The following is a 26,427-nucleotide window of genomic DNA, read 5'->3' on the forward strand; positions in this document are numbered from 1 at the left end:
CTATCTCGTTGTCATTAGCGGGAGCTCTGCTGGCTGCCCCCTGCCTTGCTTTTCTCTTTGACAAAAAACATCGCTACGATCGTGAGCAAGTACGGCAGCATGGAAGTAAACTGAGTCGGCAGGGACAGGCCCTGCAGGCGGATACTGAGGGCATCCATCAAGCCGAACAGGAAGCTCGACGCCAGGATGCCGAGCGGGTGGGATTGCCCCATCATCATCGCAACCAGAGCGATAAACCCGCGTCCCGCCGTCATTCCCTCCGAAAACATCGTGACTTGACCCAACGACAGCTGAGCGCCTGCCACGCCGCACAAAACGCCGCATGCCGTGATTGCCAGCACTTGCAGCCCTGTTACCTTGAGGCCGAGACTCCGTGCCGCCACCGGATTGAGACCGACCGCAAGTACGCGGAAACCGGTGACGGTCCGGTAAAAGAACAGGTAGAGCATAATAGCTGCGAGAAAAGCGAAGTACACCAGCGGGGAATGCCCGGACAATATGTCTCCCAGCACGGGAATCTCTTTGATCACTGGAATATCCAGCTTCGGAAGGCCCGCCATCTCTTTGTCGTAAAAGGCGCCCTTCACACCGAAGATAGCCCGCAGCGCGAACGTCGTCAGCCCCAGCGCCAAAAAGTTAATCGCCACACCGACCACGATTTCATTTGCCTTAAGGCCGATCGTCATATAAGCAAATAACAGAGAAAACAGCACGCAGACCAAAGCCGCAAACAGGATGGCGAGAAACAGGCTCCCGGTAAAGTGATTGCCCACGATAGCGGAAAAGGCCCCTACCAGCACCAACCCTTCCAACCCGACATTGAAAATACCGACACGTGCACACAGCGCTCCACCCAATGCCGCCAAAAGGATCGGCGTGACCATCCGGATGGTCGAGCTAATGAGGGACCAATCAAGCAGCTCCATGCGATTCTCCCCCTTTTGCCTTGCGTTTTTTCCACCAGTCATAGCTGAACTTGGCGGAAATGAATAGAATCAGCACCGCCTGGATGACGCTGGCCAGCTCCAGCGGAACCTCCGTATTTCGTTCCACACCCATTGCCCCTGTCTGGAACGCTGCCAGAAGAATCGAGGTGAAAATGATCCCGATCGGGTTGGAATTAGCGAGCAGCGTCGCCATCATGCCCGTCCAGGCAAAGTTGGGGACAGTCAGCGCGCCATCCACAAAACGGTAATGCGCTCCCAGCACTTCTACTGTTCCGGCCAATCCAGCCAAGCCACCACTGGCAAACATCCCGGTCAGCATCACCTTGATCTGGTTAATCCCGCCGTACCTTGCAAACAGCGGATTTTGGCCGAGCATTTTAACCTCATAGCCGAATGGCGTAAACCGAATCACCCAGAACAACAGCAGAGCAGCTGCAATCGCAAAGAAAAAGCCCGCATGCACGCTCATTCCGGAAAACAGCTTGGGCAGCCATGCACTTTTTTCCAGCATTACGGTTTGGGCGAGAGCTGCCGAACCCGTTCTGTCTTGAAACGGATCACTCACCAGATAGCTGGCGAACAGCACCGCAATATAGTTGAACAGGAGTGTGGAAATGAGCAGGGGAATGCGGAACTTTGCCTCCATGTACCCTGCCAGCAGGGACCACAAACCGCCAACTGTGATTCCCACGAGGATTCCGGCCAGCATTTTCACGATTCCCGGCGCTGGCAAATAAATCGCTACGAGTGTCGCACTGATTGCGCCCAGCACCATTTGCCCCTCAGCTCCCAAGTTAAAAACCCCTGCACGGAAGGCCAGGGCAAGCCCCAGCGCAATCAGCATGATCGGCGTCGCACGTGCCAGCGTGGAAGTGAAGAAATAAAAGCTGCCAAAGGCACCCTTCCACATTTCCTGGTACGTTCCAATGACCGATTCGCCGACTGCCGCAATCACTACCGCTCCCGTCAGCAGCCCGATCATGACTGCGAGGACCGGCTGAACCAACGACTTACACAGCTCTCTGATCGCTGCCATGAACATTTCCTCCTGCCATCAACACGCTGATTTTTTCTTCTGTTGCTTCCGATCGTGCCAGCTCACCAGCGATTCGCCCTTTGTACATGACCAAAACCCTGTCTGACAAGGCGAGAATTTCCGACAACTCAGACGAGACGAGCAAGATCCCATCCCCGTTATTTCGCTTTTCAATGAGTGCCTGATGAATGTGTTCCATCGCTCCGATATCCACGCCGCGAGTCGGTTCCGCGGCAATCAGCAGGGGTGTTTCCTGCCCCAGCTCTCTTGCGACGATCAGCTTTTGCAAATTTCCGCCTGAAAGGTTGCCTGCCAGCTCTTGCAGCTGCCTGGAGCCTGTCTTGATCGCAAAGCGGTCCACCCAGCCACGAACGACCTGACGGAACGAGTCACGCAGGATGACGCCTCGACGATAAAATTCCGGCTTCCGCTGATAGCCCATCAACGCGTTTTCCTCGACGCTTTCCAGCTTCGCGGTCCCCCATAGATAGCGGTCTTCCGGAATATGCGCCAGCCCTGCCTGACGGATCGCCTCCACCGACTTGTTGGTGACATCGGTACCGTCCAGATGGATTTTGCCTTCCTGAATGGGTCGCAAGCCGCTGATGGCTTGCAGCAGCTCAGACTGGCCGTTTCCAGATACACCTGCGATCCCCACGATTTCCCCATGGTGAATGGAGAAGCTGACATGATCCAGCAGCGTCTGTTTCTCTCGCATCGTCACCCGGTCCACGTGCAGCAGCCTTTTGCCTTCCAATGGGACCCGCTGGCTCAGCTCCTCCAGCTCCCTGCCCACCATCAGCCTCGCCAGATCGTCGACATTGGTCTCGCTTTGGGAAACGGTCCCGGTCACACGTCCTCCGCGCAGCACGGTGATCCGATCCGCTACTTCCATGACCTCCTGCAGCTTGTGCGTAATCAGGATGACGCTTTTCCCGCTCGCTGCAAGATTCCGGATCGTCTGCAGCAAATCTTTGACTTCCAAAGGAGTAAGCACAGCGGTCGGTTCGTCCAGCACGATAATTTCCGCCCCTTGGTAGAGCACCTTCAAAATCTCTACACGCTGCTGCTCGCCGACCGAGCAAGCGGACACCTGTGTCAGGGGATTGATGGGGATTCGGTACTCCTCGCTCAAGGCACGCACCTTTTCTACCGCTTCCTTGCGCCGGAAGAATCCCGCCTGCTTGGGTTCGTACCCAATCACAATGTTTTCCGCTACCGTAAAATCTCCAAAAAGCATGAAGTGTTGATGCACCATGCCAATGCCGTTCCGAATCGCGTCGTTCGGCCCTCGGAATGCGACCGGCTTGCCGTTCAGCAGAATCTCGCCTTCTGTCGGCTGCTCCATCCCGTACAGCATGCGCATCAGTGTCGTTTTTCCCGCTCCGTTCTCCCCGACGATGGCATGGACCTCGCCTGCTTCCAGGGTGAAGGACACTTGATCGTTGGCCGTAAATTCTCCGTACTTCTTGGTCATCTGCTTCATTTCCAAGCGATGCGCCATTCCCGCTCCTCCTTCTTTTCACGTTCCTCCCGAATACACAAGCGACCGACTACACAGCTGTAGTCGGTCACCTAAATGCACGAGTGCTGCCAGCTATTAGAACGAGTCAGGAACTTTACGTGTGCCTGCTACGATCTCGTCATTGATAGCCTTCACTTTATCGATCACTTCTTGGCCGATGAACGGGTTCAGCGGCGTTTTGCTCTCGTGGGTCACATAGGTTACACCCACGCCTTTTTCTTTCAATCCGTAGGTCACTACACCTGGCTTCAGGTTGCCTTCGACAAAGGACTTCACGGTTTCGTACGCTGCCGCATCGGTGCCTTTCAGCTGAGAGAGCACGATGTGAGCGGGATCGATGGATGTACGGTCTACGTCTTGACCAGAAGTGTAGAAGCCTTTTTCCTTCGCTGCCTCAAACACGCCCAGATCGCCAACCGCTGCCGCACCGTTAATGATGTCGGCGCCTTTGGATGCTTGGAGCAAAGCCAGCTCTTTCGCTTTTGCCGGGTCAGAGAAGCTGCCCACGTAGTTCACGAGGAACTCCGCGTTCGGATTTGTCGCCTTCATCCCCTCTTGGAATCCACCTGTCCATTTTTTCAGGAGAGGAATATCCATCGCTACGACCATGCCGACTTTGTTGGTTTTGGTAGCCAGTCCAGCAGCCGCCCCCATCAGATAGGCAGCTTCCTGCTCACGGAAGGTAACGCTGCGGACGTTTGGCAAATCAACTACGGTATCGATAATCGCAAAATTGCGATCCGGATTCTCTGCCGCTACTTTTTTCAGCGCATCTTCTGCTTCAAACGAAGAAGTGATGATCAGATCATAATTTTCTGCCACTGCGACGCGAAGATTTTCCTCGATCGCTCCATGGTCCGTAGACTCGATGCTTTTTACTTCTGCGCCAAACTCCTGGCCGGCTTTCTTGGCACCTTCATCCATTTGTTGAAAGAACGGGTTGACACCGATTTTCTCCGGCAGGATCAGGGCAATGCGTTTTTTCGCCGCTCCCTCTTGTCCTGCTGCTTGTCCTTCTGCTTTTTCAGCAGGAGCGCTGCCTCCTGCCGGAGAGCTGCCTCCTGTCGGAGAGCTGCCTCCCGCCGAGCATCCAGCTGCCAGTACGGCGAATGTGGTCAAAGCCAACAATAGTTTCTTCATGGTGTACCCCTCTCTATCTAGAGCCTCTAAATTCGTTTTTATCTATTCACATATGTAATGTACGGTTTTTATACCAAAAAATCAATATAAATTACGTACATTTCACAAAAAAATACAGTTATCGTTCGTTTTTGCTGTCGCATTTTCTCTTTTTCACTTGCGCTAGACAAATAAAAAACTCTTCCCTGAGGAAGAGTTTACGTCCGGAACGGTCCTCTTCCTCATCTTCCAAGACATTCTCCCTGTCTTGTAGGAATTGGCACCAGTCTGTACATGTACAGTGGTTGCCGGGCTTCATCGGGCCAGTCCCTCCGCCGCTCTAGATAAGGTAGTATTTTGATAGGATTTTAATTAAATCAATTCTAGCAGAACGAAACAAAAATGCAATTATTATTTCTATTCCCTCTAATCCTTTGCATGAAACGTCTGCTGGAGGCGATGGGACAACGCGTTCAGCTCTCCCAGCTCCTCTGTGATTTCCCGCACCTTTTGATGCTGATTTTCCGCAGTAGCGAACAGCTCCTCCAGATTGGCTACCGACTCCTCCGTAACGGCTGTAATGGTAGACATCTCAGCCGCTACTTCCCCTGAGCGCATTTTTACTCTGTCCATGCTGGAGCGAACATGCTCTGCCGCAGCCAAGAAGGTAACCATCCCTGCGCGTACGGCTTCGATCGATGCGACGGTTTTGACTGCCAGCTCTTGCCCTTTGGCGACAGATCCCTCTCCCGTGCTGATTTGTTGGACAGCATTTTCGCTTTCCTGATGGAGGGATTTTAAGATCTCGGTGATTTCCTGCGTCGCAGTGGCACTTTGCTCAGCCAGCTTGCGCACTTCGTCAGCCACGACTGCAAAGCCTCGTCCATGCTCACCAGCCCGCGCCGATTCGATGGCTGCATTCAGCGCCAGCAGATTGGTCTGTGTGGCAATCTGGTTGATCGCCCCGACAATTTCCTCTACGCGATTGGCTTGGCGATTGAGCTGGTGGATTGTCGAAGCTGCAATCGTGACGGCCTGAACGATTTGTTCCATCTGCTGGGATAGCTCGTTCATCATCCCGATGCTCTCCGCCAGACGCAAATTGCTCTGGTCGGATTCGATCTTCATCGCGTTCGCCTGAGTAGTCACCTCGACAATTTCCTGATCGATCGACTGCACTTCCTCCTCGATCTTTACGGTGGAGTTTGCCTGAGACTCCATGCCAGTGGCGACTTCCTTGAAGGCGATCATCATGTCGTCCGTGTTGCGCTTGGTTCCCTCGGCATGTTCATGCACATGTTCAGTTGTACGGTCGAGCTGCTCGGTCATCACTTTGATGTGTCCCAGCATCTCAGCCAGTCGCTGCTCTTTTTCCTCGGCTTCTTTTCTTGCCGTGTTTGCTTTTCTAAGCGAGGCTTGTCCTGCCAGACAGAGGTACGTCACCGCCGCCATCATCATCAGGATGGCTACGATTCTCACCTCGAGATTGACTGCGTTGAAATTCCCGGTAAATATCTGGTAGGTTCCGGTGTAATAGCCCACTAACGTGACAATGATCTCGGTGATTCCCGCAAAAACGACCAGCTTCCAGTCTAAGTAGGCTGCCAAAAATCCCATGATGATAAATGCCAGAAACGCTATTTCCTGGTACGAGCTAAAATGATCGAAAGAGATGGCATAAAACATGAGTCCAATTGCAACCAGATAACGAATAACGGCGCTGTCTTTGCGGATGAAATAATACGGCGATACGATCAAGGTCACCAGCAACCCTAACGAACTGACGAACCAGAAGTTCACATTTTCCTGGAATGCAATCAGCCCGGCCATCCATAAATGATTCCATAGAACAAAAATCATGAAGCCTTCCTTGTTGGTCAAGGTACCCTTCACCAGCTGAATCATCCTGTATCCCTCCTTGCCCTCTATTGGTAATATCGGATTCTTTTCTCATTATAGATGGAGAAATGTTCCTCTATCTGTGAAAAAACTGCGAACGGTAGAAACCACTTCGCCCAAATCGGAATACGCTGATACGACAGATACCTATCTTTTGAATGGAAAGGACGAAAAAAGTGGAATTAAACCGTTTACCCGTCACGATCTTGACGCGTACGATCAAGAATCCTTCCACCACCATCTACTACCCTCAGCTGTCCGGACTATCCAACCACCAGGCTGAGCAGCAAATCAACCGTTCCCTGCTGCAAACCGTCCATGGCCTCATTCACGAGCAGCAGAGAGTCCAGGTCCAGGGAAATACCCAGATGCAAGGCACCTACGAGATCAAAAACAACCAACGCGGCATCGTCAGCGCCACTCTCACCAACTATGCCTATACGCCGCAAATGGCACATGGAATGACGTTTCTCGGATCGGTCTCCGCTGATGTCGACACGGGTAAGGTCTTTTCCCTGAGGGACCTGTTCAAGCCAGGAAGCCACTACGTCAAGGTATTATCCGACCACATCAAGGCACAGATCAAGGAAAGGCAGATCCCCACATTGGGCAACTTCACCCCGATCAAGCCAGACCAAGATTTTTATCTCGCTGACAAAACACTGGTCATCTACTTTCAGCTCTATGAAATCACGCCCTATTACGTCGGTTTTCCCATGTTTCCGATATCCGTCTACGATCTGGAGTCCATTAGCAATGAAGCGGGACCACTGGGCATCCTGGCCGCTAGTTAGGAGCGAATGGGAACGGTAAAGACAGGCTGATGCGCTCGCAAAAAGGCATCAGTCTATTTGCCTTTGCTAACGCTTATGCTGATCCTTCATATACAAATAAGTGTTTACTTATATGTCTGGACCTGATAGTATGTTAATTGTACATATTTACTTAAGCAATCAAGTGTATGGAATATCGGACTCGTTTTCTTGGAGGAAGGATATCATGCAATATTACGGACATAAAATCAGTCAAACCGCCAGAGTCTTCAGTAAAAAACTGAATGGAGTCCTCTCGCCCATGGGACTCTACAGCTCCCAATGGGGCATCCTCATGTGCCTGCACTATCGCGACACCTTGACGCAGGTGCAGATCAGCAACTACCTCCACGTAGAGGCTCCCACCATCACTCGGACGTTGACCCGTTTGGAGGAAATGGGCTGGGTCATACGCGCAGAAGGGGAAGATAAACGAGAGCGCTACGTTTCCCTTTCGCCCCAAGCGGCGGAAAAGTTCCCGGAATGGCTGGAGGCCGCTGTCCAATTGGAAACGGCTGCTCTGCGCGACATCTCTGAAGAGGATCTCTCTACCTTTAACCGCATACTGAAAAAGATGAACGATAATCTGAATAGCCTGCAGGCGTAATCACGCCATAGAAAAAGGCTTCCCCCTGAAAGACTGATAGAAGTGCTTTCAGGACGGGAAGCCTTTTTGATTGTCAGCGTGTTACTGATTCCGTTTTGTGATATTGCGAGCCATCCAGACCCCCGCTGCTCCCGCTTGCGCCAGACCGCGAGTAATACCCGCCCCGTCCCCGCCGCAGAACAGGCCTTTGATTTCCGTCTCGAATTCTTCGGTCAGCTTTGGACGCGCGGAGTAGAATTTGGCCTCGACGCCGTAGAACAGCGTGTGCTCCGATGCAATACCCGGTGTCACCTTATCCAGCGCTTCTACCATTTCCACCAAGCTTTTCATCGTATTGTACGGCAGCACCAGTCCAAGGTCACCCGGCACAGCTTCCTTCAGCGTCGGTTCCAGGAAGCCTTCGCGAATGCGGGATTCGGTGGAGCGGCGGCCACGCATGATATCGCCGAACTTTTGCACAATCACGCCGCCATTGGACAGGTCATTTGCCCGCTTGCAGATTTCCCGTGCGTATTCGTTTGGCTTGTCAAATGGTTCCGTAAAGGTATGAGAAACGAGAAGCGCAAAGTTGGTGTTGGCCGAGCCGAGAGCCGGGTCTTTGTACGAGTGACCGTTTGCCGCCATGACCCCGCTGTGGTTTTCCACGACGACGTGTCCCGAAGGATTGCTGCAGAACGTACGCACCCGCGTTCCTACGGATGTGTTGAAAATGAACTTTCCTTCGTACAGATGCTCATTGATTTCACGCATCACGACGTCTGAGGTCTCTACGCGCACGCCTACGTCCACCTGATTGTTGTACATTTTCAAACGACGCTTTTTCAGGATGTTCGTCAGCCAAGCCGAGCCATCCCTTCCCGGCCCGATGACGACAAAATCACTTTCGTACTCTTCCCCGTTTTTCAGCGTCACACCTTTGACCTCGTGACCGCCTTCTCCTTTGACGGTAATGATGTCTTCTACCTCTGTCTTGAACATCATATCGATACGGCCTTTGAGGTGCTCAAAGATCGACTGCAGAATTTGCAGGTTTTGCTCCGTTCCCAAGTGACGCACCTGTGCGCGCAGCAGCTTCAACCCCGCTGCGTAGCCACGCTGTTCGATATTTTTAATGGTCTCTGTCGTCGGGTCGGTAATCACTTCTGTCGCCCCGTGCTCCAGATTGATGGCGTCCACATATTTGATCAGATTGAGCACAGTGGAAGGACTCAGATAATCCGTCATCCATCCGCCAAACTCCGTCGTAATGTTAAATTTCCCGTCACTGTACGCACCGGCACCGCCGAAGCCGCTCGTGATCGAACAGGCTGGCAGGCACCCCGCGAAATCCTTTTTCCCGGCAGGCGGCGGACAGAGCTTGATTTTCTCTTCCAAAATCGGGCAACGTCTGCTGTAGATGTCGTGCCCCTTGTCGATTAACAGCACCTTGGCATCCGGCCATGTTCGCGTCAGCTCATAGCATGTAAAAATTCCTGCTGGACCTGCGCCTACCACGATCACATCATACTTCTTCATGTTCGTTTCCCCCTCGTAAGCATGCTAGAAAACTTGCTACGCCAAGCATTTGGCGTAGCCAAGCTTATCAGCGGACTCTTCATTCCCTTAGGCTTTCTTTGAAAGCACAAAAAATCCCGGCCGACGAATAGGGTATGTCTGACACAACCCCATTCGTAGCCGGGAATTTACGGTTCCCTGTAGAGACCCTCAAACCATATTTCTGAGGATATACGAATTGAAAGAGATATTCATCAAGCCAGTTTTGTGACAATCAACAATATGTATCATACTGACCAACGTGAATCATGTCAATACGATTTAACCTATTTATTCGTGTTTACATTTTTTTCGCTCACATAATTATAAAATACGGATGGTAACAGGACCAAAAACCGAACATTAAATCCGAACGTTCGTTTTTTCTCCCAAAAATCAAAATGCCCCTACCCGAACGCTTCACATGGGTCAGGGGCATTCTCTTTCGTTGAAACGAACATTTATCCTTGCGTCGGCACGTTCGGATGCTTGTCCTTGTTACGGCCATAGCGCAGATAGTAATAGAGATAAAAGACCACGAGAGCGCCAATTCCGTAAATCAGGCCGAAGCGCTGCGTCGGATCAAAGATCGGATAGATCATCAGAAACGTGCATAGTCCGAGACACAGAAGCGGCATGACCGGATAAAAGGGCGCTGCGAACTGCAGCTCCTCCACCTTGCCCCCCTCGCGCAAATACTGGCGGCGGAAATTGAATTGGGAAAGGGCGATTCCCATCCAGCAAAAGGTGACGGCGATCCCGGATACGGACATCAAAAGCACGTAAACCGTATCCGCTGCCAAGACACTCGTCAGAAGAGACAGAAGCGAAAACGCCAAGGTCATCAGCAAGCTGTTGAGCGGCACGCTCCGTTTGGTCAGTTTTCCGAAGACGGGATGCGCCATGTTGCTATGGGACAGCGCCCACAGCAGTCGCGTCGCTGCGTACAGACACGAGTTTCCTACGGACAAGAGCGCGGTCAAGATAACGAAATTCATGATATCGGCTGCAAAGGGGATCCCTACTGCATCGAATACCGTGACAAACGGACTTTCCAAAAGGCCCAGCTCACTGGATGGGAAAAGTGCGGACAAGATCGTGACAGAAGCGACATAAAAGACGAGAATGCGGAAAATGACATTGCGTATGGCTCTCGGAATGTTTTTTTGAGGGTTTTCGGTCTCGCCAGCGGCAATCCCGATCAATTCGGAGCCCTGATAGGAGAAGACGACATTCATCATGGTGACAAAGACGATGCTGATGCCAAACGGGAACAGGCCCCCGTCTGCGGAGAAATTGGAGAAGAACGGAGCTGGTCTGCCTTCCATGCTGACCATCCCAAAGATGGCTCCCACACCCACAATAATGAAAATGATAACCGCCAATACTTTGATTCCCGCAAACCAATACTCGGTTTCGGCAAACCCTTTGGTCGTCAGGGCATTAAAGCTGAACAGCAATACGATGAATACGGCGCACCAGATCCAGACCGGTGTATCCGGAAACCACCTTTGCATGACCATGCCCGCAGCGGTAAACTCTACACCCGCAGTGGTCGCAGATCCCAGCCAATACATCCATCCGAGCGTAAACCCGCTCGCCGGGCCAATATACTTGGCAGCATACGTCTGGAACGAACCGGTTACCGGCATCTTGACGGACAGCTCTCCCAGGCATGTCATGACCAGGTACAAAAGCACGCCGCCGATGATATACGCCAAAATCGCGCCGCCCGGTCCTGCTTGGTTGATGGTATAGCCTGCATTCAAAAACAGGCCCGTCCCGATCACGCCGCCCAGCGAAAGCATAAACAAATGGCGGCTTTTCATCGAGCGCTGCAGTTGTTGGTCCTTCTCATTCCCAAGGCTCATACAGTCCCTCCCTTTTCACTTCACTCACGTCCTGTCTGTACTGCTTTCAGATCATGAACTGCCTGCCTTAAAAGCGCAGGGACAGGCAGCTCAGGCCTCCGTCTTGTTTGCGGAACTCTGACATATCACACTCAATCACGCTGTAGCCGGCTTCCGTGAGTTGCTGTTTGGTCGTATCAAAGCCTTTGGGGATGATGACATGATCGTTGATGCGGATGCAGTTGGCGGAGTATTCGTCCTCCTTGCCAACGACAATCTGCTTGAAGCCTTTGAAGTCATCCGAACCGATGAACTCGCCTGCCAGCACCAGCGTGTTGTTGCCCAAGTAAGCGATTCCAGTTTTCAGATGAAAAAACTCCTTCAGCGGTACGATCGTTGCTCCATAGCCGTATTTGCCCAGAATGCTCTTGAGCTGTTCTGCACCTTCCTGATTCGTGCGCGCGGACAGGCCGATGTAGTAATGATCGTCCACTTGCATGACATCGCCGCCGTCCAGATAGCCGGGGGATTCGATGTACTCGATGGTTTCATAAAACTGGGGAATGACTCGCTTCATATCCTCGATCTCGCCGTTGCGGCTGGCAGCTCCCGGATTGGTGATCACGGCGCACTTCTCGGTCAGTACAGCGGTGTCCTCGACAAACGTCGAGTCAGGGAACTGCTCGTCTGCTTCCAGGACGGTCACCTTCAGTCCCGCCTTTTTCAATGCCTCGATATATTCGCCATGCTGCTTCCACGCCAGCTCCAGATCAGGGGTGCCGAGGTCAGAGGTGGTCAGTCCGTTGACATAGCTCTTGCTTGGTTTTTTTACAATCGCACGAGTAAAGATCATTTCGTCGCTGCTCCCTTCGCTTTGCGGTTTCGGTATGGTTTTCTCTCCACTCTATCTTGGACGTCTAGCTTCTGGCTAACGGCGATGTCAGGCAGGTTGGGCCTCCCGTTCCTTTATAGGTAATCTCGGTTCCCTTGTACTCCATCACTTCCACGCCTTCTTGTTCCAGCAATCGCTTCGTCACAGGATTCCCGGCTGACAGGATCACTTTCCGCGGGCCGATCGCGAGGACGTTGCAGCCCAGATTGTCGTATTCATCATCCGGTACTTCGATGAGCTTGACTCCTCTTTGGATCAGAAGCTCACGGAAGAAAATCGGCATGAGCTTGGAGTAGACCACAGCCAAATCTTTGTCGACATAGCTGATGATCGACATCAGATGCAGGCATTCATCGGGGCCGTTGCCATGCGGAAGCGGTACGACGATACATTCATCCACGATGTCCGCCACGAGCTCTCTCAGCTGACGAATTCCCTCATCATTGGTTCGGTACCCTCTCGCCACGGCGATGGTCCGCTCGTCCATCCAGACGACGTCGCCGCCCTCCACGAGACCATCTCCCTGGATTTCGCCAAGAATGGGAATGCCGATGCTCGCAAAGTAGTCACGAACCGCCTCTGGTTCCCCTTGGCGCAGCTTTTTCCCCGGGTGGAGCAGGATCGCTCCCTTTTTGGTAATCTTCACGGAGTCATGCGCATAGATCGAGTCTATTCCTGTCCGCTCATCGGCGGGCAAATAACGGATGTCCGGAACGTGCTGCTTCAAGAGCGCTTCAAACTGCTCGTATTCCCGAACCGCTTCGTCATAGTCAGGGCATGTCACGTAATTGTACTCTCGCCAATGACGGTTCAAATGATCTTGACTGATAAACGCGTCTTTGGGGTGTTTCACCATGATGCTCTCAATCGCACCGTACATGGATTGGCAGCCGTACTTCACCAATTCGGTCACCTCATTTGCCGTCTATTATCTTTCCGCATTGTGGAATTATTTCCATAATGCGAAATTACACTCTTAATGTAAAATAGTTTGAAATTTTTTGTCAATGGATTTTTCATTTCAGGGACCGTATTGATTCGTCCAAAAAATTCTGATAGATTGGAACAAGAAATAGCCCGGCAAGTCACCTGCAAAAGGCTGAACTTGCGGCATGACTTAGGGGGAAACACGTTGGTACAATCGATTGACCGCGCGATGAGCATCATTCACGTACTGGTCTCTGACGAAAACAAACCGCACTGGTCCATCTCAGAGATCGCGGATCAGACTGCTCTCCCGCTCAGCACGGTTCATCGCTTGATCAGCACCTTGATGCAGTACGGGCTGATCATGCAAATCCCGGAAACCAAACAATACAAGCTCGGCTATACCTGGATGGAGATCGGATTGCGCCTCCTCGACAAGATCGATACGCGCGCTGTTGCCCGCTCCGTCATGGAGCTGCTGGCCTCTGAAGTAAAGGAAACCGTTTACTTGAGCATCCCGCACGGCACGAGTGCCATCGTCCTCGAACGAGTAGAGGGTCCCATGACTGTGCGGATCATAGACAATCTCGGGGAGCGTATTCCGCTTCACATCGGCGCAGCAAATAAAACGATGCTCGCGAATATGGATCCCGCGGAAGCCAAAAACATCGTGGCCCAGCTCATCCCGGACCCCGAAGCACAGCGCGAGCTTTTGGATCGCTTGCCTGTCATCAAACAAAATGGATATGCGGTCAGTTACGGCGAAAAAACAGAAGGCACCGCTTCGATCGCATCCCCTATCATCGGCTACAACCACAAAGTAGTCGGCGCTTTGAGCATTGGCGTTCCCAGCTATCGGATCACCGATGACCGCTTGGCCGTCTTGATCGAAAAAGCCAAGCAAGGCGCTAAGGAAATCTCCCTCAAGATCGGCGGACTTCCTTAATTTTTTTATCCATAATGCGGAAAACATTTTCATATAACGGAAAAACGGAGGCATTTCACATGGGCAAATGGCAAACAAAAGAGCAGTTGATCGATCTTCTTTGCAATATCGTCAGCATTCCTAGCGTGACAGGCTCTGCCGCCGAAAAACAATTGCCGGCTTATGTCGTGGAGCAGCTGCGCACGCTCCCCTATTATCAAGCTCACCCCGACCACGTACGTGCCAATCCCACGGAAGATGGCCGCCACTTTGTAACGGCTTTGGTCAAAAAAGAAGGGGTTCGCGATACCATCATTCTCGTCAGCCATTTCGATGTTGTCGATGTCGAGGATTACGGCGAGTGGCGCACCCATGCCTTTGATCCGCAAACACTCACTCCCCTGTTCCAAGCGAATGCAGCCGACATGCCCGCAGAGGTACAGCACGATCTGCGGACAGGCAACTGGCTGTTTGGCCGCGGAACGATGGACATGAAATGCGGTCTTACACTCCATATGTCGATGATCGAGCGTGCGTGTGAGGGAGAATTCGATGGGAACATCCTGCTTTTGACCGTGCCTGATGAAGAGGTCAATTCCGTCGGGATGCGCGCCGCTGTCCCTGCCCTGCTGGCACTCGCAGAGGAATTTGATCTGACCTACAAAACGGTACTGAACTCAGAGCCGATGTTTTCCCGTTATCCCGGCGACCAAAACAAGTACCTGTATACGGGCTCTATCGGAAAAGTGCTTCCCGGCTTCCTCTGCTACGGAAAGGAAACGCATGTGGGCGAGCCATTTGCCGGCTTGAACGGAAACTTTATGGCTTCCCAGCTCACCTGCGAGCTGGAACTTAACACCTCTTTTTGCGAGATCGTCGAGGGAGAAGCATCTCCACCGCCGACCAACCTGATCCAGAAGGACCTGAAAAAAGAGTACTCGGTGCAAATCCCGCACCGCGCCGTTACCCTATTCAATCTGTTCCTGCTCGAGAAACGCATGGAGGATGTCGTCGAACCGCTGCTGCAGGCGGCTAGAAGGGTGGCGGATCAGTTAAAACAAACGTATGTCAGACACGCTAGCCTTTTCGCGAAAAATGCTGCCTTTACGCCTCGGGACCTGTCCATCCAGGTCATGACCTACGAACAGCTTTACGCTTATGCCGTGCAGACATACGGGGAAGAAAAGCTCAGACAGCTTCAGGCTGAAGCCGTGGCCAACCGAGGAGACAAGGATGACCGCGACATGACGATCGAGCTCGTCGATCAGCTGGCGATTCTGTGCAAGGAATTGTCGCCGATGATCATCCTGTTCTTTGCTCCGCCGTTTTATCCTGCGGTCAGCTCGCGCAATCATCCCGGCATCTTGCGCACAGAGACAGAAATGAAAACCTACGCGCGCGAGCGGCACCAGGTCACGCTGGTGAACCAAAACTACTTTGGCGGCATTTCCGACCTAAGCTACGTCGGCCTGCAATACCCGGCAGCGTCCATGCAGCCACTGGTCGCGAATATGCCCATGTGGAACCAGGGCTACTCGATCCCGCTCCAAGAGCTGGAAGCCTTTGATGTCCCGGTCATGAATTTCGGACCGGTCGGACGCGACGCCCATCAATGGACGGAACGACTCGATGTGGACTACGCCTTTGATACCTTGATGGATATGCTGCCGCGCTGCATCCAGTCTCTGCTGAAATAGCCATTGGGTTATAATGGAGAAAACCGAACAAAAGGAGGCCCCTTTCATGCAATTTGAAGCCAAGGAAAACGGATTTGTGACCCATCTGTCTTACGGCGACCTGCACGTGTCCGGCGACGAGCAATACGGCTTTCGCCCGTTTCAGCTGATGGTGTCATCCATCGCCGTATGCAGCGCCGGTGTGCTGCGCAAAGTGTTGGATAAAATGAGAATGCCCTGCACCGATATGAAAGTCACGGCCGATGTCGTGCGGAACGAAGAGAAGGCAAACCGGATTGAAAAGATTCATCTGCACTTCATCATCAGTGGAGAGAATCTGCAGCAAGAGAAAGTGAAAAAAGCGATCGAGGCCTCCCGCAAAAATTGCCCGATGGTTCAATCGGTTCAGGACAGCATCGAGATCACGGAATCGTTCGAACTCGTTGTCTAACAGAAAAAAACCGCTCCAGAGTTGATCCGGAGCGGTTTTTTCATTAGGCGACCTGCTGATTGGCTGCTGCCTGCTTTTTCTCTTTGCTGTCTGGAATGATCAGGTTGAGGATCACCGTGGCCAGCGCCCCCACCGTGATACCCGAGGACAGGATGTAGTTTGCGAAATCCGGTACGCCATTCAACGCTTCTTTCGGCAGCACCGTTACCGCAATCGTGCACAGAATAGGCAATCCGATGACCATCATGTTGCGGTCATCGATCGAGATGTGCTGAATCACCTTGATGCCGTTCGCAACAATCGCGACGCATACGATCCCAAAAATCCCGTTGATCACAGGTTCAGGAATGCAAGTGATCGCAGTCGACAGCTTCGGCACGAGGCCGAGAGCGACCAGAATGATGCCCCCTGCCATAATCGCCATGCGGCTGCCTACCCCCGTAACAGCGATCAGGCCTGCATTGGAGGAATAACCCGTCGTCGGCGTACCGCCAAACAGAGCCCCGATCAAGCACCCCAGCCCTTCACCGACCGCAGCACGATTCAAGCGCTTCTCAGTCAGCTCGCTATCCGTCACAGTCGAGACAACAAACCAGGTACCTGTGGTTTCAATCATGATGATCATGTAGACAAAGAGCATCGTCAGTACGGCGCTGAAGTCAAATACAGGTGCACCGTACGGGAAAAACTTCGGCAGCGACAGCCAGCTCGCTTGTCCTACCGGGCTGAAATCCACCGTTCCAAAGAATGCTGCAGTGATCGTACCCACTGCGATGGCGATCAATACAGACACCAGGCGGAAAAACGTTCCCGCTACTCTGGCTCTTTTACCTAGCAGCATGCATGTTACCAGAACGAACGCAGATACAGCCGCAATCAGGACGTTGGTCCAAATGTCTCCCGGAGAGTGGTAGATATTTCCCATGCCAATCGGCATCAGTGCGATTCCGACGATGATAATGACCGTTCCCCCTACCAGGGGCGGAATGAACCTCTGCACCGCTTTGGCAAACCACTTCAACGGATAGCCCATGAGCGCCATCAACAATGCACCCGGGATCAAGCTCCCGATCATGGCACTTAGTCCAAGCTTGCTGCCGATAGCAGCCAAAGCGCCGATCGGCACGTATGAGGGCCCCTGCACGACAGGCAACCGCAGCCCAAAGCCTGTCTGGATCAACGTACCGATCCCTGTCGCCAAAAAGCACATCTGAATGAAAAAGGACGTACCCGATGCGTCCATCGTCAGCAAGCCAGCAATAATGATAGGAGCAATATACAAGTCCATGGCCAGCACGTGTTGCATTCCGAGCAAAAAGGCTTTGCTGATACTGATTTTCTCATCGACGCCCACCACAAGCCCCGCGCTATCGCGACGTTGTTCCACTTTCGAACAGCCTCCCCAATTACGTTCAATAGTAAATAACGAACATTATAACGCAGATTATAAATTATTATTCTTGTTTTTTGCAACAAAAATTAACTAATATTCACATGAAATATAGTATCGTTCGTGTTTTTGTTGATTTGCAGGAATGAACCCGCTACAATAGTGGAGAGTGTGTCCCAAGTCCTATCGTTATCGAGTTATCCATAAAGGAGTGTCCGATAGATGATCGTCCAAGATACCGTACTGCGAAATGAGTGGATTGTTGCCTGCCGTTCGATCGATGTAGGAGATCGTCCTCTCCAGGTCACCATGATGGGAGAGCGGGTAGTCATTTTCCGCAATGAACAAGGCATCCATGCCTTCAAGGACCTCTGTATTCACAGAGGGGCAGCTTTGTCTCTCGGCTGTGTCCGTGACGGCAAGCTCGTCTGCCCCTATCACGGCTGGGAGTACGAAGCGTCCGGTGCCTGTGTGAAGATTCCTCAGCTCCCCGAACATCAGGCGATTCCGGGAAAAGCTCGGGCGATTTCGTATGGCTGTGCAGAGCGCTACGGCTTCGTCTGGGTCAATCTGAACAACAATGCGCCTGACTTCTTTTCCCTGCCGGAATTTGCTGCTCCTGGCTACCGCAATGTCATTTGGGGTCCGCAAACCGTGGCAGCCAAACCGCCTCGGGTGGTTGAAAACTTCCTCGATGTCGGCCATCTCGCCGTCGTGCACGAGGGCTACCTCGGAGTCGCGACACATATGGAAATCGGTGACTACCACGTACATCGCGATGAAAACGGGATTCGCACCGACGAAATCGCCGTGTTCCAGCCTGATCCAGACGGCACCGGACAAGCCAAGCACGTGTACTACACCTACGAGGTGCTCCGTCCGCTGACAGTGAAGTTCACGAAGCGCGACCGGGAAAACAACAATGAAATGTCCATCCTGCTGACCGTCCTACCTACGGACGAGAACCAGTCAGTGGCGTACGGCGTCCTGTCGTTCAACTACGAAACCAATCTGTCCGATGAGGAAATCAACAAGTTCCAGGACATGATTTTTGCACAGGACAAGCCGATCGTGGAAAATCAGAAACCCGAGGATCTGCCCCTCGATCTGCAGGTCGAGCTGTCCTTGAAATGCGACCGCGCCAGCATCGCTTATCGCCAGTACCTGGCTGAGCTGGGAGTCAAGCTGGGTACCGCTTAAGCCTACGCAAAAGACCCGCCAGCCTTGTCATCGCGCAAGGTAGCGGGTCTTTCTTCTTTATAAAATGGGTGATAGCAACCTCGTGAGGGATTCCTGAATCCGCGAGCGTACCGGTCGGTTCAAATACTCCTCCATCGTCATTTCCCGGCAGTCGGCGAGGTCCGCCACAAACAGCTCCTCGAGCTTTTCCGCCATTCTCGTATCATACAGAAATGCGTTGGATTCGAAGTTTAGCTTGAAGCTGCGAATGTCGATATTCGCAGTGCCAACCGAGGAGATCTGCGTATCGACCACGATCGTCTTGGCATGCATGAATCCTTTTTCGTACAGATAGCACCGGACCCCGCTTTTCAAGAGCTCTCCCAAGTAGGAGTGCGTGGCCCAAAAGACCATCAAATGATCCGGCTTTCCTGGCACCATCACACGGACGTCCACACCCGACATGACCGCCATTTTGAGGGCAGTCAGGATGCTGTCATCCGGAATGAAATACGGGGTTTGCAGGTAGATTTTCTTTCTCGCCTTGTAGATCATTTTTAAGTAAGCATGCTTGATCTGCTGCTTTTCTGAGTTTGGGCCACTGGATACGATTTGGAGGCCAATTCCTTTTTCCAAGCCATGCATCTCCGGAAACAGGGAGAGTGATTCCGCCAGCCGCTTTGGCGATGACAAATTCCAGTCCAGGAAAAAGCGAGCCTGCAGCATGTAAACGACTTTTCCTTCCATCCGCAAATGCGTGTCGCGCCAATACCCGAGCTTTTTCTTCCCCAAGTATTCGTCTCCAATGTTAAAGCCGCCGATATAGCCGATCTTCCCGTCGATGATCGTCAGCTTTCTGTGATTCCGGAAATTGACGCGAAAGTTCAGGAGCGAAAAAGAAGCCGGGAAAAAGGAAACGGCCTCCCCTCCCGCGTCCAGAAGAGGCTTGAAATACCGTGAAGGAATTCCCGCCGACCCTACCGCATCGTACAGCAGCCTGACCTGCACGCCTTCCGATGCTTTTTTGACGAGCAGATTCATCAGCTCCGTACCCAGCTCATCATTGCGGATCGTGTAATACAGGAGATGGATATGTTCGCGAGCCTCCGCGATCTTTTGCAGCATGTCGTCGAACAGGCTGTTCCCCTCAATAAAGATCCGCACGCTGTTATCCTGCGTGTAGTACGCTCCATCGCTGACGACATTCATATAAATCATGTCGCGATGACGTTCCATGGCGGGGTCATTGACTTCCAGATTCCCGCTCTCCAGCAGCTGCTTCTGCCTATCAACAGCCGCTCTGAAGTGGGAGAACTCCCCTTCCTTCAGGCGGTAAAGCTTCTTTTTGCTCAGCTTTTGTCCGAAGACCAAATAAACGATAAATCCGATACCCGGAATGAACAGCAGGACCATCAACCAAGCCCAGGTGGCCGCGATATTGCGCCGCTCCATGAAAATCAGAACAGCGGCCAAGATCACATTGCCGATTGATATGACCGCAACGAATTGTTCCAGCAACAAGATTACCCCACATCCACAAATAGGATTTCTCCCATTTTACACCATACTTCCCCAAGTTTCATCTTTGCTGCAAACCGTACGGATTCACGATTCGAAAACGCGGCTGCGCCACCTTCGTTGCCCTTATTAAAAAAACCCGGCTCTGCTCGAACCGGGTATGGTCTATCCTCTCTGTCCTTTTTCTTCGAGGGCGGGCTTTTAAGCCAGATGCAGCTGGCCCTTTTTCATGATGAGTCGGTCATCCAGATAGACATCAGGTTCCTTCACGACGAGATCGATGTGGACTCCGGCTACAATCGTACCGCCGAAGGTATTGTTGCTGCCAAATGCGACGTGAATGGTTCCATACACCTTTTCATCCTCCAGCACGACTCCGGTGATCCGCGCCTTGTCGTTGGTGCCGATTCCGAACTCGCCGAGCATGCGGCCATCCTGGTCTCCCAAGATTTGCAGCAGTCGCTCTCCTGTCGTCCCTTCCGTTTTGGTGATCCGTCCCTTTTCTACCGTCAGCAGAAGCGGGCTGTCCACTTTCCCGATACCGGAAATGGAGCCATCGACCAAAATCTGCCCCTCCGCAGAGCCTTCTACAGGTGCGATGTAAGCTTCCCCAGACGGGAGGTTCCCCGACTCGCCCGGATTGACGTACATTCCCGTGCTAGGCACGCCAGGACGATTGGCAATGGAAAATTGAAGACTCTTGCCGTCTTTTTCAATTCGCACAGTGCTCGCAGCAGTTAGCAGGTCGGTGACTTTCTCCGTCAAGATTTTCACTTGGGAATAGTCGGCTGCAATGGCACCTTCCAGGAACATGTCTTCCGTAATGCCCGGCATCGTCGCCAAGCGCGTTCCGTTGGCTGCTGCTTCCTTGCGTGCCTTTGTATGGGTCAGCGAATGCTCCGTGACACACACCACGACATCCGCATGCTTCATTGCTTCTGCTACGAACGCGGGAGGCTCCTGGCCGCTTTTTTCACGCTCCTGCATCACCAGGTATACCGACTCCGCTCCAAGCTGTCTCCCGGCCTCCCAGAGGGCTTCTCCCAGCTCTCTTTTGACATCATCGGCGACTACCAGAAAAGACTCTCCCGCTTTCAAATCCATGCAACTCGTCAGGATCCTCTTGCTGATTTCGATTAGTTTCATGTGTCTCATCCTTTCGACCTGATTCCGAAACGCTTGTTTCACGCTTCTCTTTCTTCGTCATCCCCATCGAGACTCCTGCCCCGTCATGTCATGCAGGTATCTCTACTATACCACTCCACGCCAAAAGGGCCGCCACATGGGCAGCCCTCCACAATCTCGTTTCTATGTTATCCAAAGGACAACCATTCTATTGGACAGCCACCTTCATGACCGCTCTCACAGAGTCAGCCGATTTATCCAGCGCTGCCTTCTCTGCGGCTGTCAGATCCAGCTCGATGACTTTCTCGATCCCGCCAGCACCGAGAAGTGTCGGTACGCCGAGATAGAGATCGTTGTAGCCGTATTCACCCTGCAGATACGCGATGGATGGGAGAATGCGCTTTTTGTCTTTGAGGATCGCCTCCGTCATCTGCACCAGGGAAGCAGCAGGCGCGTAGTACGCCGATCCGTTTCCGAGCAGGCTGACGATCTCTCCCCCTCCTTTGCGGGTTCGCTCCACGATCGCATCCAGGCGCTCCTGCGGAATCAATTTGTCCAGCGGAATGCCGCCAGCGTAGGAGTAGCGCAGAAGCGGCACCATGTCATCGCCGTGTCCACCCAATACAAAGCCCGTCACATCTTCGACCGAAACGTTCAGCTCCATCGCGACAAAGGTGCGGAAGCGAGCGGTATCGAGAACGCCGGATTGACCGATGACGCGGTTTTTCGGGAAGCCGGATGTTTTGTAGAACGTATAGGTCATCGCATCCACCGGGTTGGACAGGACGAGTACGATGGAGTTCGGGGCATACGTTTTGACTTGCTCGGCAACCGAGCGCATGATGGATGCATTGGTAGCTACCAGGTCGTCGCGGGACATGCCCGGCTTGCGCGCGATACCCGCCGTAATGATGACGATATCCGAGCCCTCGATATCTCTGTAGTCGGAGGTGCCGACGATGGTCGAATCAAAACCCAATACAGGCGAGGACTCCATCATGTCGAGCGCTTTTCCCTTGGTTGGGTTCTCCAGCTGCGGGATATCTACCAGCACGATGTCTCCCAGTTCCTTTTGGGCCAGGATGAATGCGGTAGTCGCTCCTGTAAATCCGCTGCCGATCACGGCTACTTTTTTTCTGCGAAATGTCATGATGAACCCTCCTCGTCATGGTTTGGATGTCAATTAGAGTACCAGCTTTACACCGCTGGCCTTTTGTTCCAGCATCTTGCTCAGAATGGTGCCGATGTGAGCGCCCGCCTCAATCGGCGACGTTCCCTGCCGATGGATATTGGAGATGACCGTACGTTCGGACTCGACCATGCCCTTGCGCGGGCGATAGCACATGTAGGCGCTCATGGAGTGAGCCGTTACGAGACCCGGCCTCTCGCCAATCAAGAGCACCAACACCTCGGGCTGCAGCAGCTCGCCGATGTGATCCATGCTCGCAACCCGGCCGCCTTTGACGAAAAACGGTGTGCCGCAGGTCAATCCGTAGCTTTTCAGGGAGTCGGTCAAGGATGGAAGCACGTCTCGCAAGTTGGCGTCCACGGCACTGGCACTCAGACCGTCTGACACCACGATTTGCACCTCGGGTTTCTTTTGACAACGCTCCAGAATCATTCGAACGCTTTCGTCATTGAGCACACGCCCCATGTCGGGACGCTTCAGGTAATTCTCGGTATTGTCGTATTGCGTTTCAACCGTAAACAGGGAAAACTCGTCGAGCAGAGACTGCTGCACCTCACCGTAAACCGCGTCCACTGCCGCCGCGTGATCGCGTCTCAGCTGGAGCATGGTCTTGGTCAGCGGCCGTACCCCTGTGCGCCATACGCCAATGCGGGCAGGCGTGCTTTCCAACAGCTCGGAAAGCCCATCCTTCCACTTTGGATTCGGTACATGAGCCGTTCGTTCCGGTTCTGCATGAACAGGCAGCTGACCGAAGCTACCGGATGCTGCTCCCGCGTTTGACACTTCTGCCTGCTTTGTCTCTGCCACGCTTTTCGTCTCCTCCATCTTCACGAGCTGCTGCGAAGGAGCTGATGGTGCCATTTCACTCAGTTTTTTCTGCAGCTCGGCCACTACCTTGTCTACTAAAAAGTCCAATTGCTGTTCCATCCATCTATCACCTCCCGGATTACATGAAAATCGTCGGATCCCCAGCGATAGCCGTCAGCTTGCCGTTCTCCATAATCCCCATCTTTTCCAGCCACTTCTCAAAGGCTGGCGCAGGGCGCAGACCGAGCACTTCCCGGAAAGCAGCGATATCGTGGAAGCTGGTCGATTGATAGTTGAGCATGACGTCGTCTGCCATCGCCACTCCGATGACAAAGTTCACACCCGCCGCCGAAAGCAGAATCCCCAGATTGTCCATATCGTTCTGGTCCACTTTCATATGGTTGGTGTAGCACACGTCACAGCCCATCGGCAGTCCGTGCAGCTTGCCCATGTAGTGGTCTTCCAATCCGGCACGAATGACCTGCCTGCTGTCGTACAAATACTCCGGTCCGATAAAGCCTACGACCGTATTGACGATAAACGGCTGGTACTTGCGGGCGAGACCGTAGCAGCGCGCTTCCATCGTCACCTGGTCGATGCCGAAGTGCGCTTCCGAGGAAAGCTCGGAGCCCTGGCCCGTCTCGAAATACCAGAAGTTCGGCCCTGTGGAGGTTCCCTCTTTTCGCATCAGCTCATCCGCTTCATCCAGCAGAGCGACGTCGATTCCGAATGCCTTGTTCCCTTTTTCGCTGCCCGCGAGGCTCTGGAAAATCAGATCGGCAGGCGCTCCCTGACGGATGGCGCGCATCTGCGTAGAGACGTGTGCCAGGACACAGTTTTGGGTCGGAATATCCCACTTGTTCATCACGTCCTTGGTCATCATCAGAATGTCCTTGACGCTATCCGACGTATCAATCACCGGGTTGATTCCGATGACCGCATCCCCGATTCCGTAGCTCAGCCCCTCGTAGAGGGCTGCCTTGATCCCTTGCACATTGTCAGAGGGATGATTCGGCTGTACCCTTGCAGCCAGCACGCCCGGCTGACCGATCGCGGTGTTGCAGTGAGTAACGTTGCGGATCTTGGCCGCTGCCGTGATCAGATCAAGATTGCTCATCAGCTTGGTTGTCGCCGCGATCATTTCGCTGGACAATCCGCGGCTGATTCGTTTGATTTCGGCGTCGCCTGCCTGATGGCTCAAAAGATACTCGCGCAGCTCAGCCACGCTCCAATTTTTGATTTCAGTGTAGATCTTCTCGTTGATCCCCGCTTCGATCACACGGGAGACCTCGTCCTCCTCGGCAGGCAGCAGCGGATTGTTGCGAATATCCGCCAGCGTCAGGTCGGCCAGCACTTGCTTGGCTGCCACGCGTTCGCGGGAATCGGCTGCGGCGATGCCTGCCAGTTGGTCACCTGATTTGTCCTCGTTTGCCTTTGCGAAGATTTCTTTTAGATCACGAAATTGGTAGGTCTGTCCGAGTACGGTCGTTTTCAAGTTCATCGCGTTCACCCCTTTTCATTTGGCCTCTCATCAAAGGCAAGCGTTTTTACCACGACAGGGATGATCGTTCCGGAAATCGGCTCTCCCAAGTCAATGTAATCGCCGTATTCTACTCGCACCTGATCGATGCAAATGATTTCTGGTTTCCCACTGCAGCGCAGCGCCAATGCCTGCCCCAGCGCTTTGGCCATATCTGTCTCGCAGATGACGACCATCGTCTGACTTTCGGGAAAGGTGCGCCGGTATTGATCCGAAAGCTCCTGGGCGATGGACTGCAGCAGCTGATACGAGCAATATCCGATCCCCGATAAGGAGAGAGCGAAGGGGATGCCTGAGGTTTGATCAAACAGGCGTACCCCGAGGTCGTACACCGCCGTTACCTCCTGCCTCAGCTTTGCCGGGTCGGACAAATGATCGGGGGACAGCTCCAGCTTGAGGATGGGGATATTGCGGATCGGCAGCAGCTCAGCCTTGATGTGCACCGTCGAACCGCTGATTTCCGTGCTCTGCATGCCCGCCCCGATCACGGTCGCTCGCACGGTTTGTTCCGGATCGACCCAGCGTACCGGGTATGTCCCCTGTTCTCTCTCCTGCTGCAGGACGGCCCCGAGCATCGGACCAAAATCGCCATATCGGCTTACATCAGCGATGGTCTTTACCGGCTGTCCTGTCATCAGCTGCCCCACTCCACCGGATACGGACAGCTCCTCGACCGAAAATGCCTCTCTCAGGTGGTGGCCGAGCACCAGCAATCCGGATACCTCCCTCTCACGGCCGGTGAGGTAGTCCAGCATGCTTCTCGCCATTTCCCCGGCAATTTCCCGGATTCTCTCCACCGACATTTCCTGCCCAGGGTCCACGCGCAGTTTCTTTGCCGCAAGCCATGCCCGGATGTTGGGGGACACGTACTGAACCAGCCCGTGCGCATTCAACCGAATGAGTCTCCCTCCCACGTGAAAGGTCACCGTGGCGATGGCTTTGCCTCGGGAAAAGTAGGCGGCGTTGGCCGTTCCTCCCCCGATGTCCACATTCACAATCGTCCCTTGAATGGCCTGCGACCTTTTTTCCGCGCCTGCCCCCTTGCCCGCCAGTACGCCCTCCAGATCAGCTCCCGCTGTCGCTACCACGAAGTCGCCGGAGCGCTCTGCCAGCAAATGGACGATGTGCTGAGCGTTCTTTTTGCTGGCCGTCTCGCCCGTAATGATGACCGCGCCCGACTTGATATCAGACAGGCTGATCTTGGCCTTCTCGTATTCCGCTCCCAGAATCGCACCGATGCCATCCGCGTCGACTTCGTCAAAGCCCAGCAAGGGTGTGGAATGAACTTCACTCGCATAAAGCAGCTGCCGCTCGACGATCTGATAGCGAGGCAGCGAAAAGGTGCTGGACATACGCCCCAATCGCAACCGGCTGACAATCATTTTGGTAGTGCTGGTCCCCACGTCGATCCCGACGCTCTGGATCCATTGTTCATCCATACGAACCTCCTCGAGCCATAGACATGCCTGTCGGGCTTACC

General features: G+C 53.2%; 22 protein-coding genes and 2 riboswitches. Of the genes, 6 read left to right on the plus strand and 16 right to left on the minus strand.

What is annotated here, in order from left to right; genetic code table 11:
- Positions 1-14: 14 nt before the first annotated feature.
- From JNE38_RS29315 to JNE38_RS29335, 5 genes are all read right to left on the minus strand, one after another.
- Positions 15-926: an ABC transporter permease gene (locus JNE38_RS29315; RefSeq protein WP_203354536.1), complete on the minus strand. Its 912-nt coding sequence runs from the start codon at positions 924-926 to the stop codon at positions 15-17.
- Complete coding sequence (locus JNE38_RS29320; protein ID WP_203354537.1) at positions 913-1,983, minus strand: ABC transporter permease; 1,071 nt, start codon at positions 1,981-1,983, stop codon at positions 913-915. Before JNE38_RS29320 ends, JNE38_RS29315 begins: the two co-directional genes overlap by 14 nt.
- Positions 1,958-3,487: an ABC transporter ATP-binding protein gene (locus JNE38_RS29325; protein WP_203354538.1), complete on the minus strand. Its 1,530-nt coding sequence runs from the start codon at positions 3,485-3,487 to the stop codon at positions 1,958-1,960. The genes JNE38_RS29320 and JNE38_RS29325 overlap by 26 nt, the downstream gene beginning before the upstream one ends.
- A 96-nt stretch (positions 3,488-3,583) precedes the next feature.
- Positions 3,584-4,648, minus strand: coding sequence for a BMP family lipoprotein (locus tag JNE38_RS29330; protein WP_203354539.1), 1,065 nt, complete (start codon positions 4,646-4,648; stop codon positions 3,584-3,586).
- Between the two features lie 218 nt (positions 4,649-4,866).
- Positions 4,867-4,978, minus strand: a riboswitch (SAM riboswitch).
- Positions 4,979-5,053: 75 nt separating this feature from the next.
- Positions 5,054-6,532 (minus strand): methyl-accepting chemotaxis protein, encoded by a 1,479-nt coding sequence (locus tag JNE38_RS29335; protein ID WP_203354540.1) that lies wholly within the window; start codon positions 6,530-6,532, stop codon positions 5,054-5,056.
- A gap of 170 nt (positions 6,533-6,702) precedes the next feature.
- Here JNE38_RS29335 and JNE38_RS29340 point away from each other — a divergent pair, with 170 nt between their 5' ends.
- Positions 6,703-7,320 (plus strand): DUF3298 and DUF4163 domain-containing protein, encoded by a 618-nt coding sequence (locus JNE38_RS29340; RefSeq protein ID WP_203354541.1) that lies wholly within the window; start codon positions 6,703-6,705, stop codon positions 7,318-7,320.
- A gap of 205 nt (positions 7,321-7,525) precedes the next feature.
- A complete protein-coding gene (locus JNE38_RS29345) occupies positions 7,526-7,945 on the plus strand; it encodes a MarR family winged helix-turn-helix transcriptional regulator (protein ID WP_203354542.1) in 420 nt (139 codons plus the stop codon).
- A gap of 81 nt (positions 7,946-8,026) precedes the next feature.
- On the opposite strand, the gene JNE38_RS29350 is transcribed toward JNE38_RS29345, so the two are convergent.
- The 4 genes from JNE38_RS29350 to JNE38_RS29365 form a co-directional block, all read right to left on the minus strand.
- Entirely contained in the window at positions 8,027-9,460 is a 1,434-nt protein-coding gene (locus JNE38_RS29350) for an NAD(P)/FAD-dependent oxidoreductase (protein ID WP_203354543.1), read from the minus strand.
- A 136-nt stretch (positions 9,461-9,596) separates the two neighbouring features.
- A riboswitch (purine riboswitch) is annotated at positions 9,597-9,696 on the minus strand.
- Positions 9,697-9,939: 243 nt separating this feature from the next.
- Complete coding sequence (locus JNE38_RS29355) at positions 9,940-11,349, minus strand: amino acid permease (RefSeq protein WP_203354544.1); 1,410 nt, start codon at positions 11,347-11,349, stop codon at positions 9,940-9,942.
- A 67-nt stretch (positions 11,350-11,416) separates the two neighbouring features.
- Positions 11,417-12,181, minus strand: a complete 765-nt coding sequence (locus JNE38_RS29360; protein ID WP_203354545.1) for a dimethylarginine dimethylaminohydrolase family protein — start codon at positions 12,179-12,181, stop codon at positions 11,417-11,419.
- Between the two features lie 64 nt (positions 12,182-12,245).
- Positions 12,246-13,100, minus strand: a complete 855-nt coding sequence (locus tag JNE38_RS29365; RefSeq protein ID WP_203357798.1) for a dimethylarginine dimethylaminohydrolase family protein — start codon at positions 13,098-13,100, stop codon at positions 12,246-12,248.
- 252 nt (positions 13,101-13,352) lie between these two features.
- Here JNE38_RS29365 and JNE38_RS29370 point away from each other — a divergent pair, with 252 nt between their 5' ends.
- The 3 genes from JNE38_RS29370 to JNE38_RS29380 are packed head-to-tail and all read left to right on the plus strand — an operon-like array spanning position 13,353 to position 16,199.
- Positions 13,353-14,093, plus strand: coding sequence for an IclR family transcriptional regulator (locus JNE38_RS29370; RefSeq protein ID WP_203354546.1), 741 nt, complete (start codon positions 13,353-13,355; stop codon positions 14,091-14,093).
- Between the two features lie 59 nt (positions 14,094-14,152).
- Positions 14,153-15,769, plus strand: a complete 1,617-nt coding sequence (locus JNE38_RS29375; protein WP_203354547.1) for a M20/M25/M40 family metallo-hydrolase — start codon at positions 14,153-14,155, stop codon at positions 15,767-15,769.
- Positions 15,770-15,815: 46 nt separating this feature from the next.
- On the plus strand, positions 15,816-16,199 hold the full coding sequence (locus tag JNE38_RS29380; protein WP_203354548.1) for an OsmC family protein: 384 nt from the start codon (positions 15,816-15,818) through the stop codon (positions 16,197-16,199).
- 43 nt (positions 16,200-16,242) lie between these two features.
- Here JNE38_RS29380 and JNE38_RS29385 read toward each other — a convergent pair whose 3' ends face one another.
- Complete coding sequence (locus JNE38_RS29385) at positions 16,243-17,586, minus strand: uracil-xanthine permease family protein (RefSeq protein ID WP_203354549.1); 1,344 nt, start codon at positions 17,584-17,586, stop codon at positions 16,243-16,245.
- A gap of 225 nt (positions 17,587-17,811) precedes the next feature.
- Here JNE38_RS29385 and JNE38_RS29390 point away from each other — a divergent pair, with 225 nt between their 5' ends.
- Positions 17,812-18,789 (plus strand): aromatic ring-hydroxylating dioxygenase subunit alpha, encoded by a 978-nt coding sequence (locus JNE38_RS29390; RefSeq protein ID WP_203354550.1) that lies wholly within the window; start codon positions 17,812-17,814, stop codon positions 18,787-18,789.
- A gap of 57 nt (positions 18,790-18,846) precedes the next feature.
- Here the strand turns inward: JNE38_RS29390 and cls are convergent, their stop codons facing one another.
- The 6 genes from cls to JNE38_RS29420 form a co-directional block, all read right to left on the minus strand.
- Positions 18,847-20,292, minus strand: a complete 1,446-nt coding sequence (gene cls / locus JNE38_RS29395) for a cardiolipin synthase (RefSeq protein WP_203357799.1) — start codon at positions 20,290-20,292, stop codon at positions 18,847-18,849.
- A 195-nt stretch (positions 20,293-20,487) separates the two neighbouring features.
- Positions 20,488-21,432 carry an aminopeptidase gene (locus tag JNE38_RS29400; protein WP_203354551.1) on the minus strand — a complete coding sequence of 315 codons (945 nt, stop codon included), beginning with the start codon at positions 21,430-21,432 and terminating at the stop codon, positions 20,488-20,490.
- A gap of 187 nt (positions 21,433-21,619) precedes the next feature.
- Complete coding sequence (gene mdh, locus JNE38_RS29405) at positions 21,620-22,561, minus strand: malate dehydrogenase (protein WP_203354552.1); 942 nt, start codon at positions 22,559-22,561, stop codon at positions 21,620-21,622.
- 33 nt (positions 22,562-22,594) lie between these two features.
- Complete coding sequence (eutC, locus tag JNE38_RS29410; RefSeq protein ID WP_203354553.1) at positions 22,595-23,527, minus strand: ethanolamine ammonia-lyase subunit EutC; 933 nt, start codon at positions 23,525-23,527, stop codon at positions 22,595-22,597.
- Between the two features lie 19 nt (positions 23,528-23,546).
- Positions 23,547-24,908: an ethanolamine ammonia-lyase subunit EutB gene (locus JNE38_RS29415; protein WP_203354554.1), complete on the minus strand. Its 1,362-nt coding sequence runs from the start codon at positions 24,906-24,908 to the stop codon at positions 23,547-23,549.
- Between the two features lie 5 nt (positions 24,909-24,913).
- Entirely contained in the window at positions 24,914-26,386 is a 1,473-nt protein-coding gene (locus JNE38_RS29420; protein WP_203354555.1) for an ethanolamine ammonia-lyase reactivating factor EutA, read from the minus strand.
- Positions 26,387-26,427: the final 41 nt, after the last annotated feature.

This window comes from Brevibacillus choshinensis, from assembly GCF_016811915.1.
Lineage (GTDB): Bacteria > Bacillota > Bacilli > Brevibacillales > Brevibacillaceae > Brevibacillus > Brevibacillus choshinensis_A.

Excerpts from the sequence above, each read along its gene's own strand:
- JNE38_RS29315 (WP_203354536.1), bottom strand. The coding sequence starts at position 926 with ATGGAGCTGCTTGATTGGTCCCTCATTAGCTCGACCATCCGGATGGTC.
- JNE38_RS29320 (WP_203354537.1), bottom strand. The coding sequence starts at position 1,983 with ATGGCAGCGATCAGAGAGCTGTGTAAGTCGTTGGTTCAGCCGGTCCTC.
- JNE38_RS29325 (WP_203354538.1), bottom strand. The coding sequence starts at position 3,487 with ATGGCGCATCGCTTGGAAATGAAGCAGATGACCAAGAAGTACGGAGAA.
- JNE38_RS29330 (WP_203354539.1), bottom strand. The coding sequence starts at position 4,648 with ATGAAGAAACTATTGTTGGCTTTGACCACATTCGCCGTACTGGCAGCT.
- JNE38_RS29335 (WP_203354540.1), bottom strand. The coding sequence starts at position 6,532 with ATGATTCAGCTGGTGAAGGGTACCTTGACCAACAAGGAAGGCTTCATG.
- JNE38_RS29345 (WP_203354542.1), top strand. The coding sequence starts at position 7,526 with ATGCAATATTACGGACATAAAATCAGTCAAACCGCCAGAGTCTTCAGT.
- JNE38_RS29350 (WP_203354543.1), bottom strand. The coding sequence starts at position 9,460 with ATGAAGAAGTATGATGTGATCGTGGTAGGCGCAGGTCCAGCAGGAATT.
- JNE38_RS29355 (WP_203354544.1), bottom strand. The coding sequence starts at position 11,349 with ATGAGCCTTGGGAATGAGAAGGACCAACAACTGCAGCGCTCGATGAAA.
- JNE38_RS29360 (WP_203354545.1), bottom strand. The coding sequence starts at position 12,181 with ATGATCTTTACTCGTGCGATTGTAAAAAAACCAAGCAAGAGCTATGTC.
- JNE38_RS29365 (WP_203357798.1), bottom strand. The coding sequence starts at position 13,100 with ATGTACGGTGCGATTGAGAGCATCATGGTGAAACACCCCAAAGACGCG.
- JNE38_RS29375 (WP_203354547.1), top strand. The coding sequence starts at position 14,153 with ATGGGCAAATGGCAAACAAAAGAGCAGTTGATCGATCTTCTTTGCAAT.
- JNE38_RS29380 (WP_203354548.1), top strand. The coding sequence starts at position 15,816 with ATGCAATTTGAAGCCAAGGAAAACGGATTTGTGACCCATCTGTCTTAC.
- JNE38_RS29390 (WP_203354550.1), top strand. The coding sequence starts at position 17,812 with ATGATCGTCCAAGATACCGTACTGCGAAATGAGTGGATTGTTGCCTGC.
- JNE38_RS29400 (WP_203354551.1), bottom strand. The coding sequence starts at position 21,432 with ATGAAACTAATCGAAATCAGCAAGAGGATCCTGACGAGTTGCATGGAT.
- mdh (WP_203354552.1), bottom strand. The coding sequence starts at position 22,561 with ATGACATTTCGCAGAAAAAAAGTAGCCGTGATCGGCAGCGGATTTACA.
- eutC (WP_203354553.1), bottom strand. The coding sequence starts at position 23,527 with ATGGAACAGCAATTGGACTTTTTAGTAGACAAGGTAGTGGCCGAGCTG.
- JNE38_RS29415 (WP_203354554.1), bottom strand. The coding sequence starts at position 24,908 with ATGAACTTGAAAACGACCGTACTCGGACAGACCTACCAATTTCGTGAT.
- JNE38_RS29420 (WP_203354555.1), bottom strand. The coding sequence starts at position 26,386 with ATGGATGAACAATGGATCCAGAGCGTCGGGATCGACGTGGGGACCAGC.